Annotated in this window: 12 protein-coding genes; 4 read left to right on the top strand and 8 right to left on the bottom strand. The window is 35.4% G+C overall.

Annotated elements, in window-relative coordinates:
- Positions 1-3: 3 nt before the first annotated feature.
- The 4 genes from QZ136_RS12630 to QZ136_RS12615 form a co-directional block, all read right to left on the bottom strand.
- Positions 4-567 carry an aminodeoxychorismate/anthranilate synthase component II gene (locus QZ136_RS12630; RefSeq protein ID WP_291404146.1) on the bottom strand — a complete coding sequence of 188 codons (564 nt, stop codon included), beginning with the start codon at positions 565-567 and terminating at the stop codon, positions 4-6.
- A 32-nt stretch (positions 568-599) separates the two neighbouring features.
- A complete protein-coding gene (locus QZ136_RS12625) occupies positions 600-2,009 on the bottom strand; it encodes an anthranilate synthase component I family protein (RefSeq protein ID WP_291404144.1) in 1,410 nt (469 codons plus the stop codon).
- A 234-nt stretch (positions 2,010-2,243) separates the two neighbouring features.
- On the bottom strand, positions 2,244-2,684 hold the full coding sequence (locus QZ136_RS12620) for a cytochrome B (protein ID WP_291404142.1): 441 nt from the start codon (positions 2,682-2,684) through the stop codon (positions 2,244-2,246).
- A 61-nt stretch (positions 2,685-2,745) separates the two neighbouring features.
- Entirely contained in the window at positions 2,746-3,759 is a 1,014-nt protein-coding gene (locus QZ136_RS12615; protein WP_291404140.1) for a hypothetical protein, read from the bottom strand.
- Positions 3,760-3,917: 158 nt separating this feature from the next.
- On the opposite strand from QZ136_RS12615, the gene QZ136_RS12610 reads away from it, so the two are divergent.
- From QZ136_RS12610 to QZ136_RS12595, 4 genes are all read left to right on the top strand, one after another.
- Entirely contained in the window at positions 3,918-6,926 is a 3,009-nt protein-coding gene (locus QZ136_RS12610) for an amidohydrolase family protein (protein ID WP_291404138.1), read from the top strand.
- A gap of 20 nt (positions 6,927-6,946) precedes the next feature.
- A complete protein-coding gene (locus tag QZ136_RS12605; protein ID WP_291404136.1) occupies positions 6,947-8,254 on the top strand; it encodes an amidohydrolase family protein in 1,308 nt (435 codons plus the stop codon).
- A 591-nt stretch (positions 8,255-8,845) separates the two neighbouring features.
- On the top strand, positions 8,846-9,493 hold the full coding sequence (locus QZ136_RS12600) for a hypothetical protein (protein WP_291404134.1): 648 nt from the start codon (positions 8,846-8,848) through the stop codon (positions 9,491-9,493).
- Positions 9,494-9,914: 421 nt separating this feature from the next.
- Positions 9,915-10,385 carry an Lrp/AsnC ligand binding domain-containing protein gene (locus QZ136_RS12595; protein WP_291404132.1) on the top strand — a complete coding sequence of 157 codons (471 nt, stop codon included), beginning with the start codon at positions 9,915-9,917 and terminating at the stop codon, positions 10,383-10,385.
- Between the two features lie 60 nt (positions 10,386-10,445).
- Here QZ136_RS12595 and QZ136_RS12590 read toward each other — a convergent pair whose 3' ends face one another.
- The 4 genes from QZ136_RS12590 to QZ136_RS12575 all read right to left on the bottom strand — a co-directional run bounded on the left by QZ136_RS12590 (position 10,446) and on the right by QZ136_RS12575 (position 19,713).
- Entirely contained in the window at positions 10,446-11,432 is a 987-nt protein-coding gene (locus QZ136_RS12590; protein ID WP_291404130.1) for a pyruvate dehydrogenase complex E1 component subunit beta, read from the bottom strand.
- A 185-nt stretch (positions 11,433-11,617) separates the two neighbouring features.
- Positions 11,618-14,509 (bottom strand): PD-(D/E)XK nuclease family protein, encoded by a 2,892-nt coding sequence (locus QZ136_RS12585; protein ID WP_291404128.1) that lies wholly within the window; start codon positions 14,507-14,509, stop codon positions 11,618-11,620.
- A gap of 2 nt (positions 14,510-14,511) precedes the next feature.
- Positions 14,512-17,835 carry a UvrD-helicase domain-containing protein gene (locus tag QZ136_RS12580; RefSeq protein ID WP_291404126.1) on the bottom strand — a complete coding sequence of 1,108 codons (3,324 nt, stop codon included), beginning with the start codon at positions 17,833-17,835 and terminating at the stop codon, positions 14,512-14,514.
- 162 nt (positions 17,836-17,997) lie between these two features.
- The gene (locus QZ136_RS12575) at positions 17,998-19,713 is read right to left on the bottom strand and encodes a glycoside hydrolase family 3 N-terminal domain-containing protein (RefSeq protein WP_291404124.1); all 1,716 of its coding nucleotides are present in this window, start codon (positions 19,711-19,713) and stop codon (positions 17,998-18,000) included.
- Between the last annotated feature and the right edge of the window lie 54 nt (positions 19,714-19,767).

Genomic DNA, 19,767 nt, shown 5'->3' with positions numbered 1-19,767 from the left:
AAATTAGCTTAACCAGTTAGAAATCATTACTTTACCGTGTTCAGTTAATACCGATTCGGGATGAAACTGAACCCCACGTACATCTAATTTTTGATGTCTTAAAGCCATAATTACTCCCTCCTTGTCAGTTGCAGTTACTTTGAGTGTTTCTGGCACCTGATCATTTTTCACAGCCCAGGAGTGATAACGACCAACATTAAAATGAGTTGGACAACTGAAAAAAAGCTTCTCTTGGTCATCTAGGATAGTTATTTCGGTTGCTCTACCGTGTACTGGCCGACTCAAATTATATAATTCGCCACCAAAAACTTCAGCAATAGCTTGCATTCCTAAACAAATGCCGAGAATACTCTTAGTTTCTGAATAGTTACGAATTACATCTAGCAATAATCCAGATTCAGATGGGATACCTGGTCCGGGAGACAGTAATATTTTATCGAAAGCATTTACATCGCTCAATTCAAATTTATCATTCCTCCAAACGGTAGCTTCATGCCCTGTTTCATTCAGCAGATGCACCAAATTAAAGGTAAATGAGTCGTAATTATCGATTACTAATATGTTCATCTATTATTTTATTTAAATAATTTATCTCTTAATTATAGGTCGCCAGCCATTTCTAAGGCCTTTCTTAAGGCCATAATTTTATTATTAACCTCATTCAACTCACTTTGAGGGTCAGAGTCGGCTACAATACCTGCTCCAGCTTGATAATGAAGAACATTATTCTGACTCATGAAGGAGCGAATCATAATGGCATGATTAAAATTGCCATCAAAACCCATATAACCAATTGCACCACTATAAAAACCACGTTTTTGCTTTTCATAACGATCAATTAACTGCATGGCCATATATTTTGGTGCACCACTTAAGGTTCCTGCGGGATAGGTATCTCCCACCACATCTAAAGGGTCTACAGATGCTTGTAAATGTCCAGTTACCTTCGAAACCATGTGAATGAGGTGCGAATAATACTGAATTTCTTTGAAAGAGCGGACTTCCACTTGATCGCAATGGCGACTCAAATCATTTCGGGCCAGATCTACTAGCATCACATGCTCCGCATTTTCCTTTTCATCTTTTTTCAGATTTTCGGCTAATTCCTTGTCTAACAAGTCATTACCCGTCCTTCTGAATGTCCCAGCAATAGGATATATAGTAGCTTCATTATTCTTAATGGTTAATTGCGCTTCGGGCGAAGAACCAAAAAGTTTGAAATCCCCATAATCGAAATAAAACAAATATGGTGATGGGTTTATAGAACGCAATGCACGATAAACATTAAACTCATCGCCTAAAAAGGGAGTTGAAAAGGCACGTGAAGGAACAATTTGGAATACATCGCCTCTATAAACATGCTTTTTCATGTTTTCCACAAGCTCTATGAATTGTTCATCAGTAAAATTAGATTTCTCCGCACCATTTAAACTGAATTTATATTCTGGGAAATTCTTGTTTTGAATGAGGTACTGAATCTTATCGAGTCCATCAGGGGCATCCTCTTCAGTACGATGTTCCAATAGGTATAATTCATTCTTAAAATGATCAATTACGATGATATATCGATAAACATGGTATTGCATTAGCGGAATATCTCTACCTTCTGCAGGGGCAGCATGGAATTTGATATCCTCAAAATGTTGCACCGTTTCATAGGCAAAATAGCCAAATAAGCCATTAGAGATAAACTTAAAATCATTATCTGAAGTAGATTCAAACTTTTTTCTAAATTGGGAAACGTGTTGTTTTAGATTTAGGTCTCCAACAGGATATTGTTCTTTAGTTCCATCTGGAAAGTACGTCTCTAAGTGATTGTCATTGAGCACAATACCAGCAATAGGATCACAGCATACATAACTGAGACTATTTTCTCTACTATGATAATCTGAGCTTTCCAACAAAACGCTATTGGGAAAAACATCTCTTAAACGCAAGTAAATACTAACAGGTGTTGTTGTATCTGCCAATAACTTTTTGTGCGAAGTAAATAATTTATAGTTCTTCATTTTATTATTCTTAATTGATCGAGAATTGTTGAATACCGACCATAAAAAAACCCGACGATTTTGGCGCCGGGTTGTATATTGTTTAGATTGTACTTATTTGTGCTCTCATTACATAATACGTGCCTGTTGCGCCACATTTAATGTGCGCCACCAACTAGCTGTATTTTGTTTCATTTTCATCGTTTACAAAAATATAAAGAAAATTGAGATTGCAAATTTTTAAATTACTGTTTATTAGCTTCCTAAGATAGGACGTCCACTTTGATAGATTGCAACTAGAATGACCAAAACTGCCAAGCCATAGTATAAAGCTACAGCTCTGTGTTTATTTACTGCATCCTTAGCCTTTTTAGAACGTGAATGTCCAACTGTAATCAAAACTATGGCGAATAACATCATTACAGAATGCTCAACGGTCCAGTAACGAGTAGTAGCATCTTTCATCGCTTCAGCCATGTTAGAGTAATTTACCATCGGACTGAAAAAATACAAGATCAAGCCTACAAGAAACTGAGTATGTGTAGAGATCATGGCAAATAAGTTAACCTTACGATTCGTTTCTGAATAAGGTTTTTTACCAAATAAGCCGATCAAGGATAGCAATAAAGCCACCGCTAATAATAATAGTACGATATAACGTAATCCTGAGTGAAGTCCAAATAAGGTTGAATACATAATTTTATATTTTAAATCAAAGTAAAGAAAAAACTATCATAAAAAACAATGTTAAATATTGTTAGCGAGCATCTAGGAAAATAGCTTCTGGACTATTTTCTAAATTACTAAAAATCAATGGTTTAACATCGCCAACGTCTGTATATTTAAATATTAAAATCTTACGATTTGCCTTTTCTGCGACATAAATGAAATTTTTATCTTCTCGGTCATCCCATGTAATATCAACAGGATTACCCAAATTGGTGTTTAGACCTTTAATAATCCCATTAGGATTTACCACCTTACCACTAGCCGTAAATTGTGTTGAAACATTACTTATTTTATAAATCACTCCATCACTATCAAATCCACCACCACTTGATATAGCAATATCTGTAAGTAGTAAAACATCACGAGTAGCCGAGTACGTTATTCCGTGTAGGTTATTTGCTCCATTAATCGTAATTTTTTTACTTGGAACAATATTACCTACAGCCAATTCAGATACATTTTCAAACAACTGAACCTCATTTCGCGATAAACCGATAACTACGAAAAGTCGGTTATTATCTAAATGTATACCCCAAGGCTGTCCATTAAGTTTTAACTTTTTAAAGGCACTCACAGTTCCTGTTAAGGTACTCGCCTTCGTGTACACATAAATTGCACTATCAATATTACTAGAAAGGTAAAGTACATCTCGGTTACGATCATAAGCCATTTCTCTTGCACTTAAAAGTCCCTCGTCAACAAAAGAATTCGCATTGGTTAAACTTCCATCTGTGTTTACCTTAAATGTTCTAATGTTTTTGTTCTTTCTACTTACTTGAAAAACAGTTCCAGAATAGGGATTAAAAATTATGCCATTGGCATCTGGTAATTTTGAATCAAATTTATAAGGTTCAGAAAGTGTTGTTGGATTTGCTGCGTCAAATATAAGCGTGTTATTAACTGAAGCATCTATTGTTGAGATGGATACATATAATCTTGAGATAGAGCTTTGAGGCATTGCTTCATTCTCGTCGACAGTACAGGAGTACTGAATAAACAAGGTGAATAAAATTGTAAATGAGATATAAATGAATTTTTTCATGTGAAAAAGAAACCTATAAAATCAAAAAAATGATTAGTAAATACAAAAATACACATAAATTGATTAGCGCCTAATAAAATGTAACAGGAATGTTATAATTTAACAATAATGACTAACTGAATATCAGTTACATTCGAATTTCAAAAACCAAAACTATAATGAGATATTTTCTTCTTTTATTTTTCATGCTCGCACAAGTTTGCGATGCTGCAGCACAGGAAACTTATCCTGTAAATGGCTCTTATGATAAGCGCCCAGGTTTGTATGCTTTTATAAATGCAACTATTGTGGTTAGTGCAGATCAAACCATAAGTAATGGTATTTTACTAGTTAAAAACCAAAAAATTGAGGCAGTAGGCCAAGGTTTAAGCATTCCGAAAGGTTACATTCAAATTGATTTAAAGGGAAAATTCATTTATCCTTCCTTTATTGATGCCTTTACTAGCTACGGAATAAATTCTGCTTCGAGGCAATCGGCTGGATTTGGTCGTACACAAGTATTTACATCAACTAAACCAGGTGCATATGCATGGAATGAGGCAATCAGACCAGAAACTGAGGTAAAATCAATTTTTGCAATAGACGCAAAAAAGGCTGAAGATTATAAAAAAGCTGGTTTTGGTGCGGTTCAATCCGTTAATCGTGATGGAATTGCTCGTGGTTCTTCTGTAGTTTCTACATTGAATAATACAGATGAAAGCACTGTTATTTTAAAAGATCAAGCTGCGGCACATTATTCATTTAATAAAGGGAGTTCTAGTAATAGTTATCCATCTTCTCTTATGGGTTCCATCTCATTATTGCGCCAAACCTATCTTGATGCTGCTTGGTACAAAAATCAAAAAGATGAGTATAATATTTCATTAGACGAATTCAATAAAACTCAGGCTTTAACACAAATTTTTGAGGTAAATGATGTTTTAAGCGTGCTAAGAGCAGATAAAATTGGTGATGAGTTCGGAAAACAGTTTATTTTTAAATCGGATGGTAAAGAATACCAACGCCTAAAAGAAGCAAAAGCAACGGGCGGAAGCTTTATTATTCCATTAACATTTCCAAAGCCATTTGACATTGAGGATCCTGCAGATGCAAGAAATATCAGCTTTACTCAACTAAAAGACTGGGAATTAGCTCCAACAAATCCATCTGCACTTGAAAAAGCAGGGATTAAATTTGCAATCACTAGTTTCGGTTTAGAGTCGTCGGCAAAAGATTTCTGGGCTAACCTACGCACAGCGATTGACCATGGATTATCTGAAAGTCAGGCTTTAAAATCTCTAACAGTTATTCCTGCAGAAATATTAGGAGTATCTGAGCAATTAGGTACTTTAAGCAAGGGTAAACTTGCAAACTTCATTATCACATCTGATAATATCTTTAAGAAAGACAATATTATTTATGAGAATTGGGTACAGGGAAGTCGTTTTAACATTGCTAAAATGGATATTTCCGACCTAAGAGGCACATACACTGTCAATTTAGATGGAAATCCCTTAGAGATAAAAATTGGCGGAACTACAAGTTCATACGATCTAAATGTAGAACGTAAAGGAGCTGATAGCATTAAAGTTAAAGGCAATATCAATCGTACGGGCGATCTTTTAAGTATGAATTTCAACTTAAAGAAAAATCCAGAGGGTACAATCCGTTTAAACGCTTACATCAGCTCAACTTCACCACTGAGCTTTCAAGGAGATGCAGTTTTAGCAGATGGAACTAGTAAAAAATGGAGTGCTTCATTTAAAGAAGCATTCAAAGAACAAGCAAAAAAGGAAAGTCCAAAGCCAATAATTAGCACCGGACCTATAGTTTATCCATTAATGGCCTTTGGTTATGCAGAAGCGCCAAAATCGGAGCTTGTTTTATTCAAAAATGCTACAGTTTGGACCAATGAAAAAGAGGGTAAACTCAGCAATACAGACGTTTTAATTGATGGTGGAAAGATAAAATCAATCGGTAAAAATCTATCAGCAAGTAGTGCAAAGGTGATTGATGCCACTGGTAAGCATATAACTCCAGGAATTATAGATGAGCACTCACATATTGCCGGTAGCGGCGGAATAAATGAGGGTGCACAATCAGTAAGCTCTGAAGTTCGCATTGGCGATATCATCACCTCAGAAGATATCAATATTTACAGACAGTTGGCTGGTGGAGTTACCACTTCACAAATTCTCCATGGATCTGCTAATGCAATTGGTGGACAATCGCAATTAATAAAATTAAGATGGGGAAAGAGTCCGGAAGAGCTTAAGTTTGAAGGTAGCGATGGCTTCATCAAATTTGCTTTGGGTGAAAATGTGAAACAGAGTAATTTCCAAATCCCAGGAGGAAATTTACGTTTCCCACAATCAAGAATGGGTGTTGAGCAGGTATTTATTGATGCCTTTACGCGAGCTAAAGAGTACAAGGCAGCAAGAGCTATTAAAGGTAATAATGTAAGACAAGACTTAGAGTTAGATGCTTTAGTTGAAATTCTTGATCAGAAGCGTTTTATTACTTGTCACTCATATGTGCAATCTGAAATTAATATGTTGATGCATGTTGCAGATTCAATGGGCTTCAAAATCAACACCTTCACACATATTTTAGAGGGTTATAAGGTAGCTGATGGAATGCAGAAGCGTGGAATTGCAGCTTCTACGTTCAGTGATTGGTGGGCTTATAAAAATGAGGTTGCTGAGGCTATTCCATACAATGGTAAGTTAATGCATGAAGTTGGCGTTTTAACAGGATTTAATTCGGATGATGCCGAAATGGCCAGAAGATTAAATCAGGAGGCTGCAAAGGCCATTACTTATGGCGGAATGAGTGAAGAAGATGCTTTAAAATTGGTAACATTAAATCCGGCGAAAATGCTTCACATCGACAATCGTGTTGGTAGTGTAAAAGTTGGTAAAGATGCTGATTTAGTACTTTGGTCGGATAATCCATTATCTATTTATGCAAGAGCAGAAAAAACTTTCGTAGATGGTATTTCCTATTGGGACATCGATCAAGATGCGCAAAAGCAAAAGGAATTAAAGGCAGAGCAAGGCAGAATTATTCAAAAAATGATGGATGCTAAAAGCGGTGGTGCATCAACAGTACGCCCTAGCATGCAGCGTCAAAGCTTATACGAGTGTGAAACATTAGAAAACCTCGACCTTTCAGTACAAAATCAATAATTAAGAAAATGGAGATCAACATGAAAAAATATATAGGATTTGCGGGTTTAATGCTTTGTGCAGGATTCGCATTCGGACAGGCAACGATCATGCCCTCAAAGCCACAAACAAAGGCAGTGGCAATTGTTGGAGCGAGTATTCATACGGGAGCTGGCCAAGTGATTGAGAATGGATATATCAGCTTTGAGAATGGAAAAATTACTGGAATTGGAAAAGCTGATGGGATGAATTTTAATGCAGGTAGCACTACGATAATTAGTGCAAAAGGAAAGCATGTTTATCCAGGCTTTATTGCGCCAAATACTTCCCTCGGATTAATCGAGGTGGAAATGGGAGCTAAAGGTACAGACGATCAGGAAGATGTGGGACTAATAAATCCACATATCCGTTCAATCATCGCTTATAATACAGATTCAAAAGTAATTCCGACTTTACGTTCGAACGGAATTTTGATGGCTGAACCAACACCAGCAGGAGGATTAGTCTCGGGACAATCTTCAGTAGTAGTACTTGATGGTTGGAATTGGGAAGATGCAGCATACAAAAAAGATATTGCTATTCACATAAATTGGCCAGTTCTTAGAAGCCGCGGTGGTTTTTCAGGTCAAGGTGCAGCGGCTCCAGCGAGCGATCCTAAAGAAGCTCAATTAAAGCAAATTAGTGATCTAGAGAACTATTTTATCGAAGCAAAAGCATATTCAGAATTGGCTAAACCGGCCGAATTTAATTCGCGCTTTGATGCAATGAAAGGACTATTTAACGGAAGCAAAAAATTGTTTATCCACGTAAATGGGTCAAAGGATATCATCATGGCCGTACAATTGGCTAAAAAATTCGGTATGAAGGCGGTAATTGTAGGTGGGACTGAATCCTACTTAGTTACAGATTTCCTTCGTGATCAACAAGTACCAGTTATTTTAGTGGAGACCCAAACACTTCCAGATAGAACAGAAGATGACGTTTATTTACCATATAAACTTCCTAAATTATTGCAAGATGGTGGAGTTCTATATGCACTAACTGGTACTGGATACTGGCGCCAACGCAATTTACCATTTGAGGCAGGCACAGCTGTGGCTTATGGATTAACAAAAGAACAAGCATTATCGATGATTAGCCTTAATACGGCTAAAATATTGGGTATTGATAAAACAGCAGGGAGCTTAGAAAAAGGCAAAGATGCGACGCTATTTATATCTGATGGGGATGCGCTCGACATGCTTGGTAATAAGGTTGAAACTGCCTTCATATTAGGCCGTAGCATCAATCTGGATAACTTACATAAGCAATTGTACAAAAGATACTCTGACAAATATGAACTAAAATAGTTCATAAGAATAAGCTAAAAATAAAATAAGCTCCTGATGGGCAGGAGCTTATTTAAACTAACCAATTATAAACCTATTGAATGTGGTTTGCTGTAGGGGAAGGATTCGAACCTTCACGAAGCAGTTATTTCCCTGTTAAGGTATTTCCCAAATCTTCGCCACCGAGACGAGGAGGTGTGTCTGCCAAATTTCACCACCCTACAGTGTGTAAGCAATATTATTTTCTGATTGCTTAATACAAATGTAAGCAAACAACTGATTTCTTGCAAATATTTTAATCATTAAATTTAATTTTTATAAATATTTCAATTAAAAAATAAATTTCTTAAAAATATCATAATCAACAAACAGATTTTAAATAAGAAATTTAGAACTTGATAACAAAAGGGGGAGCGACTAATTGGGGGGGAAGGGTAAAGAATAAATGAAATGTATTTTTATAAGGGTGCAGGCAAATAAATAACCAGTGTTTTTATTTTATAAAGAAATTAAATAGCAGATCTGGAAGTAAATTTGGATATGTATTTCTAAAAGGAGTATTTTTATTAGAAAGTATAACGAGAAATAAATTGTACAATTAAAAAAAATAACATGAAAAGTATAATTATTGCCTTGGCATTAACGGCTCTTATTAGTACATCCTCGAGCGGACAAATGTATCTTCAAGATGTGGATGGTAAACCATTTATAGAAAAGAATGCTATCGATGTTATTGGTTCACCATTTTTAAATAATGAATTTATCAATGGGAAAGTTACTTTAAATAATGGCAATAAATACGAAAACATACCCTTGAAATATAGTATTTTTAAAGATGAACTATACTTTAAGAACCCTAAAGATGGTTCTTTATTGAGTTTTGTAGTCCCAGTAAAAAATTTCGAATTATTAGGCCTCAAATATATAAATGGCTTACCTGCCATTGACAACTTCACAGATAAAACCTTCTATGGTTTAATAGCTGATGGCAAAATGAAACTATTAGTAAAGAACTACAAAACAATTCTTGAAAATAAACAATACAACTCGGCTACTATAGAAAAGAAATATGAAGACATTAAATCGTATTTTATCCTTAAAGATGGCAATATGCAACGTTTTAAACCTTCAAAAAAGGAGTTTTTGATGATTTTCGAAGACAAAAATTTAGAAATTGATAGTTATTTAAAGAAGGAAAAAATCGATTTTAAAAATAATTTAGATTTGGCTAAGGTTTTTGAATATTATTTTTCGTTATAATATTCAATTTAGATAATTAAATCTACGCGCTGCAAAAATTGAATTACTCTTAATGGGGCTATCTTATGATTAAGTTAAAATTCAAAAATTAGATCAAATAAATAAGCTCCTGATGGGCAGGAGCTTATCTAAACTAACCAATTATAAACCTGTTGAATAAGGTTTGCTGTAGGGGAAGGATTCGAACCTTCACGAAGCGGTTTTTTCTCTGTTAAGATATTTCCCAAATCTTCGCCACCGAGACGAGGAGGTGTGTCTGCCAAATTTCACCACCCTACAGTGTCTAAACAATCATTTTTATTGATTGCTTAATCAAATGTAAATCAATGGCTTATTTTTTACAAATCTTTTAATAAACTATTTTAATTTTTACGTAAACAATAATTATATTGCACAATTATTAATAATTCATTAATTAAAAATGGAAAATCGTAGCCAAAATTTCGAACTTGACAATCTGGACACTCAGATTTTATCTATACTCATGGAAGATGCTACCATCCCATATACAGAAATTGCAAAAAAACTGATTGTATCTGGAGGAACTATACATGTCAGGATGAAGAAAATGCAGGACATGGGCATCATTAAGGGTTCTCACTTAATTATTGATCCTCAACGTATTGGATATGATATTTGTGCTTTCTTGGGAATTTATCTCGAAAAAGGTTCTCAATACAAAGATGCAGTAGAAAGTCTCAAAAAAATAAAAGAAGTAGTTGAACTTCACTATACCACAGGTTCTTATAGTATGTTTGCTAAAATCATTTGTAGAGATACTAATCACTTGAGGCAGGTACTAAATGAAGACATTCAAGGGGTAAAGGGTATTCAGCGGACTGAAACATTGATATCGCTTGAGGAAAGCATCAAAAGACAGATTACGCTTTAATTAGGCATAAAAAAAACACCCTAAAATAATTTAGGGTGCTTTTAAAATATTTATATTTTCTTATGCCTCCTTGTATAGGACGCTCTTTACCGCTTTAACTACTTTATCTGCATTTGGAAGTGCTTCCGCAATCAAAGTTGGAGCATAAGGTAGAGGAACATCCGCACATGCAACACGTAACACTGGAGCATCTAAGAAATCAAAGGCATCTTTCTGTACCTTGAAAGCCACCTCAGTCGCAATTGATCCAAGTGGCCATGCTTCTTCAACAAAAACCATACGATTAGTCTTTTTAACTGATTTTATTACTGTTTCATAATCAATTGGACGAACAGTACGAAGATCAATTACTTCAGCATTAATTCCATCTTTACTTAATTGCTCAACAGCAGGCATTACTACTCTTGTAAGCATTTTACCAAAAGTTACAATCGTAACATCAGTACCTTCTTTTACAATATTTGCTTTGCCTAATGGAATGTAATACTCTTCTTCAGGAACTTCTCCTTTATCGCCATACATTACCTCAGATTCCATGAAAATAACTGGATCTGGATCAATTATAGCTTGCTTTAATAAACCCTTTGCCTCATAAGGAGTAGATGGAACTACTACTTTTAATCCAGGACAGTTAGCATACCAATTCTCAAAATTTTGAGAGTGCTGCGCACCTAATTGGCCGGCATTACCTGTAGGACCTCTAAAAACAATCGGACAAGAAAATTGACCACCACTCATGCTAAGCACCTTTGCAGCAGCATTAATTACTTGATCTATCGCAACAAGAGAAAAGTTAAAAGTCATGAATTCAATAATCGGATTTAATCCGTTCATTGCCGCACCAACACCTATCCCAGCAAAGCCTAATTCGGCAATTGGAGTATCAATTACTCTTTTGGCACCAAATTCATCAAGCATTCCCTGACTCACTTTATAGGCTCCATTATACTCAGCAACCTCTTCACCCATTAAGAAGACCTTCTCGTTTTTACGCATCTCTTCACTTAATGCTTCACGAAGTGCCTCTCTGAACTGTATTTCTCTCATGTGTAAATTCAATTTTTGGAAAGCAAATATAAGTTTAATTTTGAAAATTAAACCATAATCTAGCCTATACAAGCGAATTTTAAATAAATCTTAAACGCTGCAAGCCAAGAATTGAGGTTTTTATATAAACGAAGAAAATTAAAGAAAATTTTTTTAATTGTGCATCCCTCCCGAGCTAGATATGCTTAACGCTGACAAATTCCTCTGAAATTACAATATTTACATGAGTCCAAATTATCTGTCTGTCGGAAAGGTATCTCCGGATTAAATAACTCACTAAATTTCTCCTTCATTTTAAGTTCCAACTGCGACTTGTACTCGGTTAAATTTTCATCTGTCAACTCAAAAACTTCCGACTTAGATTTTCTATTGAAAATGGTGCCATTAGAAAAATCTTTTACAGTGTACAAATGTGGCTCAACACCATCAACATGATTGAATTTTTCATAAACAAGGGTGTAAAATAGCGTTTGAACTAAGGCCTTATTTTGACTTTTAACATCATCCGAAAACAAACTTTCAAAATCTTTAAAAGCTAAACTATCCTTGCCCGTTTTATAATCTACAATTCTGGTTTTCCCTTTAATTGAATCAACCCTGTCGATGATGCCTAATAGCCTTACCTGCTCCTCTTTCCCATTAAGATCAAAGCTGAATAAAGGAGCATATTTCTCTTTTTCTTCAAGCTCCTTTATAACAAATGGGGCTATCCTTGCATCATGTTCTAAAATTTTTAATGCATACTGCTCAATTACCCTTAAAATAATCTGCTGCAAAGCACTAAGCTGCAATGTATCCAAGCTAGGATCAAGATTTAAAGTTTTCGACATTGCATCCTGACACATCCTTGAGACAAGCTTTTTACGCTGTGCAATATATTCAGCACTTACCTCTATGCCAATTGAATCGCGATAAAAATGCTCCATTACATCATGAAGCATGCTTCCTACGGTATTGGCACCAATATGGTCTGGAAGCTCTTCCGGCTTTTTCAATTTGGCTATTTTACCGTAAAAGAATTTTAAGGAACAGCTTAAATAATCATTAAAACCTGATGCCGAGATTCTATTCTCAAATTTAGGATTGGAGTTTCTTTGGAGATATTTCCTAAGTTTCTCGAGAACTAAACCCTTCTTTTCAACGATTATTTCCTGATTAGGGGTATTTTCTATTGGCTGATTTTGCTGCAATACATATTTAAATTTACAAGAAGTTTCAAACTCCAATTGCTTAATAAATCGACTAACTTCACTTGGAGCAGTATCGCCCTCAACACCATTATAAACTAAGGTGATTTTTTGTGCACAATGAAGCAAACGATAAAAGAAATAGGCAAATATAGAATTCTGGTTTTCAAGTACTGGCAAACCAAAAGCTCGCCTCACATTATCTGGTATAAAGGATGGGGTAATACTAACCTTTGGTAAAACCCCCTCATTCATTCCCAAAACAACAAGCTCATCAAAATCAAGACATCTACTTTCTAGAAGTCCCATAACCTGCAAACCCACCAAAGGCTCCCCATCAAAAGGAACTGAAAGTCCGGAAAGTGCACGCCTAATTAATTTAAATAAAAATGTTGCTTTAATTTCGTTGTTGCTGTTACTCTTAGCAAGCTCCTCAAAGCTATCCGACAAAATATTTAAATTTTTTACAGCTTCGGATATAAGCAGACTTTCAAGTTTTCGTAAATCAGCAATTTCCTTAGAAATTAAGAGAAGAAAACTTCCAAGATTGCGAATTGACTGTACAGGGTTTTCATAGGGACTAAAAGCCATTTCGGCAATTTTGTCGAGTTTTTTTAACTCCTCAAGCCTAAATCGGGCCTTTTTTTCGTCAATAATCTCCTTATGAATTCTGCTCCGATTTTCTTCTGAAACCCCGATTAAAGGATTTAGAATGAAGTTAAGAACTTGAGGATAACTAATGCTAGTTTTGTCGCCACCAGCAATTTCATCTTGGATTTTAAGCCATAAATCGCATATTCCAAAAACTGCCGATTGCTCAAAAGGATAACCCATGGTAATATTGAGGCTATCGTCGTCAACAGTTTGGAGTACAGGCAGTAACAAGCTTTCATCAGCAAGAATAATAGCTTTTGAATCAACTTCATGATTATTTTCATGACCTGCCAATACTTGCTTCAATATCTTCCCCTGAGCCACCTGACCCATTGCCTGAATGACAGTAAATTCCTTCTCAGTTGAATTGATGCGGTTTTCCTCAATTTTGAACTGATTTTCAAGTCCGATAGTTCCTATATTCCTACGAATAAAATGTCCAGCCTCCTGAATCGGGTCAGAAAAATAATGCTCATCCGCATCAAAATAAAAAGAACATAAACCTTCATCATGCCAATTCTTAAATAGCACTTCTTCAGCCTTTGAAAGCGCATTAAATCCAGCAAAAACAACATGTTTGAACTTCTTTAAAAAATTGGAATCAGAATCCTTTCCTTCAGCTAGATTTCTATACATTTTGGCACTAGTAACAAGATTTTGCTCTGCCAATCGCTTATGGAAATTTATGTAAAGACGAGGCATTCGATGCCACATTTCAATAAACTTTTCCTGAATTTGACTTTGCTTTTCTTGTGAAAAAGAAGCCCAAAAGCTTTCCATAAACTCAAGCTGCTCCTTGTCGAAATTTGGAAACTGCTGCTCCAACTCGGCTATACTCCCAATCAGGCTAAAAACCTTATCGGGATTAGCCATGTAATAATCAATTTGAGAAAAATCAGAAACAATAATCTCTGCCAGAGGATAAAAAACATCTGCACTTACCTGCTCTTTACCTTCTTGAGCCAAAAGGAGGTTGTACTCCGACAAAAGAATGAAAAATTGCTTGAGCTGAGAGGCTGCAACCTGAGATGTAGATGCTGCAAAAAATTGCTGAATTGTAAAGAAATGGGGACTCCAAATGGGTTTACCACTGATTTCTGCCAAATATTTTTTTAAAAATAATTGAGGCCTTTTATTATTAAAAACGATAGCTACGTGCTGCAAATCGTTTCCAAAACGATCCAAAAGATCAAGCGCTAAACGATGTAAAAACTTATCTGTTGACTTGCTATTCATGACTATACCTTTTGAAGTTTACGATCTTGTGCATACCATAAATAAGCATCAACTTGCTTAAATTCACCCATTTTTATCAAATTATCTCGATACAAGCTAATATCGTTTACGTATTTCTTATTCTGTTCGCCAAATTTAAAATCCAGTAAAATGGCACGGTCATCCAAAACAAATAACTTGTCGGGCCTTTTTACCACTCCTGATTCAATAATCATATCCTTCTCACTAATGATTGATGTTGCTGTATCAAACCAATGCTTAATTTCATCCTGCATCAAAAGATCTGAAACAGCTGACCTAATTTCTTCTCGCTCCGACTCTCTGATAAGTCCCCCCTCCACCTTTTCATTAATTAGCTTATCCAAATCATCCTTAGCACTCAAATTTTCAAGGATTTTATGAAGTACAATACCTATTCTTTGTTTAGCATTAAACCAAGTTTCCTCATTCATGCTATTTCGCTTAAAACGCTCGGTCAACTGTTCGTTTACCGGATAGGAGTTAAGCAATAATAATTCGTGTTTTTTATCGTCTTCTTCGCTATCAGATTTAATTGGGAATTCTCCGAAACTATAAAGATTATTCTCAAAATCGATTTGAAGTTCTGCCGTATCACCCGACTGAAGTAAATCGGAAATAACTAGTTGCAGCTCATTTATTGGCCCTTTTTTTTCTTTTTTGGGATTTGGAGTCTTAGGACAAATGATACAGAGATAATCTTTGGCTCTTGTGCTAGCCACATAGAGTGTATTTAGCTCATCCATATAATTAAGAAGAACTTCCTCAAAGTAATCGGATGCAAAAACTGTAGATGATAAATTTTTAGTAAAATCAACTGGCAAAAATCTAAAATTAGGAAATCCCGCTGCCTCAGCATCAACCCAAAGTAATTTTGTTTTAACACCAGTTGATGAAGTACTTAATTTCCAATTTAAAAACGGAATAATAACTGCGCCAAATTCAAGTCCCTTTGACTTATGAACAGTCATTACTTGTATTGCATCCTGATTTTCTGAAGAAGGAAGAGCTTTATCTGAACCTTCGTTTTCCCACCAATCAATAAATGCAGCTATCCCCTGATCACCTGAAGATGAAAATTTTGCTATTTGATCACGAAAAGCAAGAATATATGGAATATAACTCTGTGATTGTGGATTGCCTAAACTATAAATCTTAATTAATTTTTCTGTTAATTCGTTAATAGGTAAATGACGATAGGATTGATAGTTCGCACATAATTCAGAAGGCAAAACAGCTGTCAATTCAGACATAGGTTTTAATACAAAATTAAGCCATTCCTGACTATCAATATCAATTTGTTCTTGTTCAGAATGATGAATTTGATGCCATAAACGGGCACATTCAGCCTTAAAAATTCCACTTTCGGGCTCACGCACAATTAGTAATTTAAAAGTACTCAACAACAATTTAATAGCAGGATCATTCTTAATTTTCAAGGCCTCTCCAGAAATTACTTGAAATGTTTTACCTGCTGCACGCGTTAAATTATCATAATTGCTCTTTTCGAAAATGCAGTTGATTATTCTTTCGGCTTCTTCATTTTTCCGTACTAAAATACCGATATCACGCATCGCGAAACCCTGTTCTAAAAGATGAATGATGCGATCTATGGTATAGCTTTCTGCTAAAGGATTAACGTCTTCATCTGTGTCTGGCTCTTCATCCTTATAAAAAAACTTAACTTCTATTTTTCCTCCCGCAGTGGTTCCACTTGTAGTTAACTGACTACTACCATCATAGGCTGTTTCAATTAGATTAGCATTGGAATTATCCCAATATTCTTGAAGATGAGGATGTTCAGATTCAGCAAAAATATCATTTAGCTGTCTTTGCAGAAATTTAGGTAGCTTTTGATAAAGAAAATTGTTGAAATGAATCACATTCTCTGAGCTCCTGCGATTGAAAGCAAGTTCCTCTTCGTTCACATTATCTGCTAAGAGATTATTTTTGAGCTCACTATGAAGAATTCGCCAATCACCATTACGCCAACGATAAATCGATTGCTTTACATCACCCACCACTAAATGTGAGGCATGACCTTCAGTACTGCCCTCGGAAATAGCATTTTTTACTAGGGGCAAAAAATTCATCCATTGGAAAGAGCTTGTATCTTGAAATTCATCGAATAAAAAGTGTTTAAACTTATTGCCTGTCTTCTCCCAAATAAAAGATGGGTTGTCAACATCAGAACCTGTTATCCCCCTCAATAATTGCTGTGCATCAGAAATTAATAGTGCTTTGTTTTCGGATCGATAGTTTTTTAATAAGTCGGACATACCTTGCATTAATCGCAGATAATCGCAATTTTTAGCGATGGCACAATTGGTCTCATAAATCCTAAATTCCGATTGATAAGTATCAAATAGGGTTCGCAGTAAAGGATTAATTTCATCAAATAATGACTCAAGAATATCAGTATTTTTAAGCGACTTATGTGGCCAAGCACTAAAATCATCGATATATTTTTCATATGCCGAGATAAAAGCAAAATCCTCATCAATGATTTTCTCAAGCTTGAATAAAGGATTTTTACTCTGCTGGTCAAGCATCCCCTTTTCAATACCCGAAGCTTCAAATATTTCTTTAATTCTAGTAGTATTTTGGATGATTTCTTCCTTAAAACTCTGAATACCTTGATTGATTTGCGATTTTAAAGCGTTAAACTCATTTGCCTGTTCATCCCCCATGGCATCCATAGCCTCTTGGAAAGGATAGTAACGTTCTTTAAAAATTTCGCTAGCAAGATCTTTTAAAGATCTTCGATAATCCCAATCTTTATTATCGTTAATACGTTCAATAGCTAAATTACTAACCCATTGCAATAATTCGGCATCTTGCTCAAGACGGGAGTTTAAAGCCTCAACGAGCTCTGCTTTTACCTTATCAATTTTAAGTTCCAGTTTATAACCACTATCGAGGTTCAGCTCAAAGGCGAAACTCCGAATCAATTGCTGCACAAAACCATCGATGGTACTTACTGAAAAACGACTGTAATCATGAAGAATGGAGCTATATATTTGGCTTGCTTTTGTTTTTACTTCCTGATCAGTCAAGCTAGGGAAGCTTTCCTTTAAAACTCCTGCGAATTTTGATTTTTCAAAACCATGGCTTGCCAATTCCTCTAAGGCTCCTAAAATACGTTCCTTCATTTCGGCAGTAGCCTTATTGGTGAAGGTTACGGCTAAAATTTCACGAAACTTACCCTTCCCACTAAAAAGCAAGGTAAGATAATGAGCTGTCAGGGCAAAAGTTTTACCAGAACCTGCAGATGCGCGGACTAATTTTAATGCTTTTTGTTGAGGCATTCTAGAATTTTGAATGGTTTTGAAATAGGCTAATTGATAATAATATAGCAAAAAAAAATGAATTTTGCAAATAAAATCTTAACTGTCTGAAAAAAATGGGCAAAAAAGGGCGGCAAAACTTATACTTTGCCGCCCTTCTATTGAATTTATTTGTTTTTAAGATTATTGGATCACTCCATCTCCATTTTTAAAGCTAGAATTTATTGTTACCGGTAACTTTCCACTGGCTTTTAAACCCCCATTTATTACTCGGAAACTTGCATTTTGAGCCTCCTTAGCATTCTGATAGTTTAATAAAATTGTTTTTGCTGCTTCTATTCCTGTTAATCCTGAAAGGCTATATGGATTAGCAAAAACAGCAAAGAGACTATTCATTCCTGCCAACTCTGCAACAAAAGATTTTAAGCTTTTATTATAATCTAAAACCGGTGCAGGACGCTTACGCATATCGTGGATTCCAACAATGATTTGATCATAGCCTTTTAATTCTTTGCGAACATTATCAATTTCTTGATCAGTAATATTTTTAGGTAAAATATAATTCATCGAATTCGATAAAACTGGTCTGAAGCTATTTTGAAAAACACTTAATTCATTTGTTCCTATGCTCAAAACTGCAGTTTTCTTAGTTCTATCAAAATTTTTCAATTGAACATCGCTATTTAAAAGTGTGACGGCGGCATCAGCAAGCTTCTGGTTAAGCAAAGCAGCCTGTGGGCGATTTAGATCTGCAATCAGATTATTGGCTTGAACGTACTTATTAGCGTGCAGTCCAGCCCAATACTTGCCATACAATATTTTTTTAACACTTGCATTTACTTGATTCCAAGTCAATTTCTTTTTCTTTATTGCCTGCCTTACTAATTTCACTGCTCTTTTCGAATTTCCAGAAAGTTCAATCACATCCATTCCTGCGATAATTCCAAGTACATCACCTTCTCCATTAGGGTAAAATTTAGCTACACCCTTCATCTCCATCGCATCAGAGAAAATTAATCCCTTAAATCCTAATTCTTCTTTCAATAAAGTAGTAACAATTGGCTTTGAAAGTGTTGAAGGCAAATTGGGAGTATTATCTAGCGCTGGTATATTCATGTGCGCAACCATCATTCCCGACGCGCCTTCTTTAATTAATTCTTTAAATGGATATATTTCCAATGAATCGAGGCGTGCTTTGCTAAAGGGTAATTGTGGCAAATCATAATGCGAATCTACATCTGTATCGCCATGACCTGGAAAATGCTTTACACTTACTATCACTTGATTGTCTTGCATTCCCTTCATATAGGCCGTAACCTTTTCTGCCACCTTAAATTTATTATCTCCAAAAGAACGAACACCAATAACCGGATTTTTCGGGTTATTGTTTATATCTGCAACAGGCGCAAAATTAACATGCATACCAAGTCGCTTAAAATCTAAGGCTACTTGTCTACCCATTTCATAAATAAGCTTGTTGTCTTGAATAGCACCAAGTGTTAATTGATAAGGGAACGATACAGTACTATCTAAACGCATTCCCAATCCCCATTCAGCATCCATGGCAAGCATCAAAGGCACCTTACTAATTGATTGATAACGATTGGTTAAAACAGCTTGCCTTACCGGACCGCCCTGAAAAAAAACCAAACCGCCAATACGTTCCTTTTTAATGACTTTGGCAATTGAATCTTCAAAAGCTTTTCCTTTATCGGTATGGGCTCTAACCATAAACATTTGAGCTATTCGATCACGTTTACTCAATTTTTTAAATACCGAATCAACCCAAGCATTGGGCTCATTCATGCCTTCAATAAATGATTTTGGAGTTTGAGCAATAAGAGCTAATGGGCATAGAAATGCCAATAAGAAAACAATATGTTTAATTTTTTTATTCATGTGATGATAATTCAAAAATTTAATGCTCTAAAATTAACATTAAATTTTAAAGCG

It is taken from the genome of Daejeonella sp. (assembly GCF_017495225.1).
Taxonomy (GTDB): Bacteria; Bacteroidota; Bacteroidia; order Sphingobacteriales; family Sphingobacteriaceae; genus Daejeonella.
Note: the sequence above shows the minus strand (reverse complement) of the source record. Positions and strands in the feature narration are given on the sequence as shown.

What these genes read in the sequence shown, in the direction of transcription:
- QZ136_RS12575 (WP_291404124.1), bottom strand. Translation starts at nt 19,713, where the DNA reads ATGAATAAAAAAATTAAACATATTGTTTTCTTATTGGCATTTCTATGC.
- QZ136_RS12615 (WP_291404140.1), bottom strand. Translation starts at nt 3,759, where the DNA reads ATGAAAAAATTCATTTATATCTCATTTACAATTTTATTCACCTTGTTT.
- QZ136_RS12610 (WP_291404138.1), top strand. Translation starts at nt 3,918, where the DNA reads ATGAGATATTTTCTTCTTTTATTTTTCATGCTCGCACAAGTTTGCGAT.
- QZ136_RS12600 (WP_291404134.1), top strand. Translation starts at nt 8,846, where the DNA reads ATGAAAAGTATAATTATTGCCTTGGCATTAACGGCTCTTATTAGTACA.
- QZ136_RS12595 (WP_291404132.1), top strand. Translation starts at nt 9,915, where the DNA reads ATGGAAAATCGTAGCCAAAATTTCGAACTTGACAATCTGGACACTCAG.
- QZ136_RS12585 (WP_291404128.1), bottom strand. Translation starts at nt 14,509, where the DNA reads ATGAATAGCAAGTCAACAGATAAGTTTTTACATCGTTTAGCGCTTGAT.
- QZ136_RS12605 (WP_291404136.1), top strand. Translation starts at nt 6,947, where the DNA reads ATGAAAAAATATATAGGATTTGCGGGTTTAATGCTTTGTGCAGGATTC.
- QZ136_RS12625 (WP_291404144.1), bottom strand. Translation starts at nt 2,009, where the DNA reads ATGAAGAACTATAAATTATTTACTTCGCACAAAAAGTTATTGGCAGAT.
- QZ136_RS12620 (WP_291404142.1), bottom strand. Translation starts at nt 2,684, where the DNA reads ATGTATTCAACCTTATTTGGACTTCACTCAGGATTACGTTATATCGTA.
- QZ136_RS12590 (WP_291404130.1), bottom strand. Translation starts at nt 11,432, where the DNA reads ATGAGAGAAATACAGTTCAGAGAGGCACTTCGTGAAGCATTAAGTGAA.
- QZ136_RS12580 (WP_291404126.1), bottom strand. Translation starts at nt 17,835, where the DNA reads ATGCCTCAACAAAAAGCATTAAAATTAGTCCGCGCATCTGCAGGTTCT.
- QZ136_RS12630 (WP_291404146.1), bottom strand. Translation starts at nt 567, where the DNA reads ATGAACATATTAGTAATCGATAATTACGACTCATTTACCTTTAATTTG.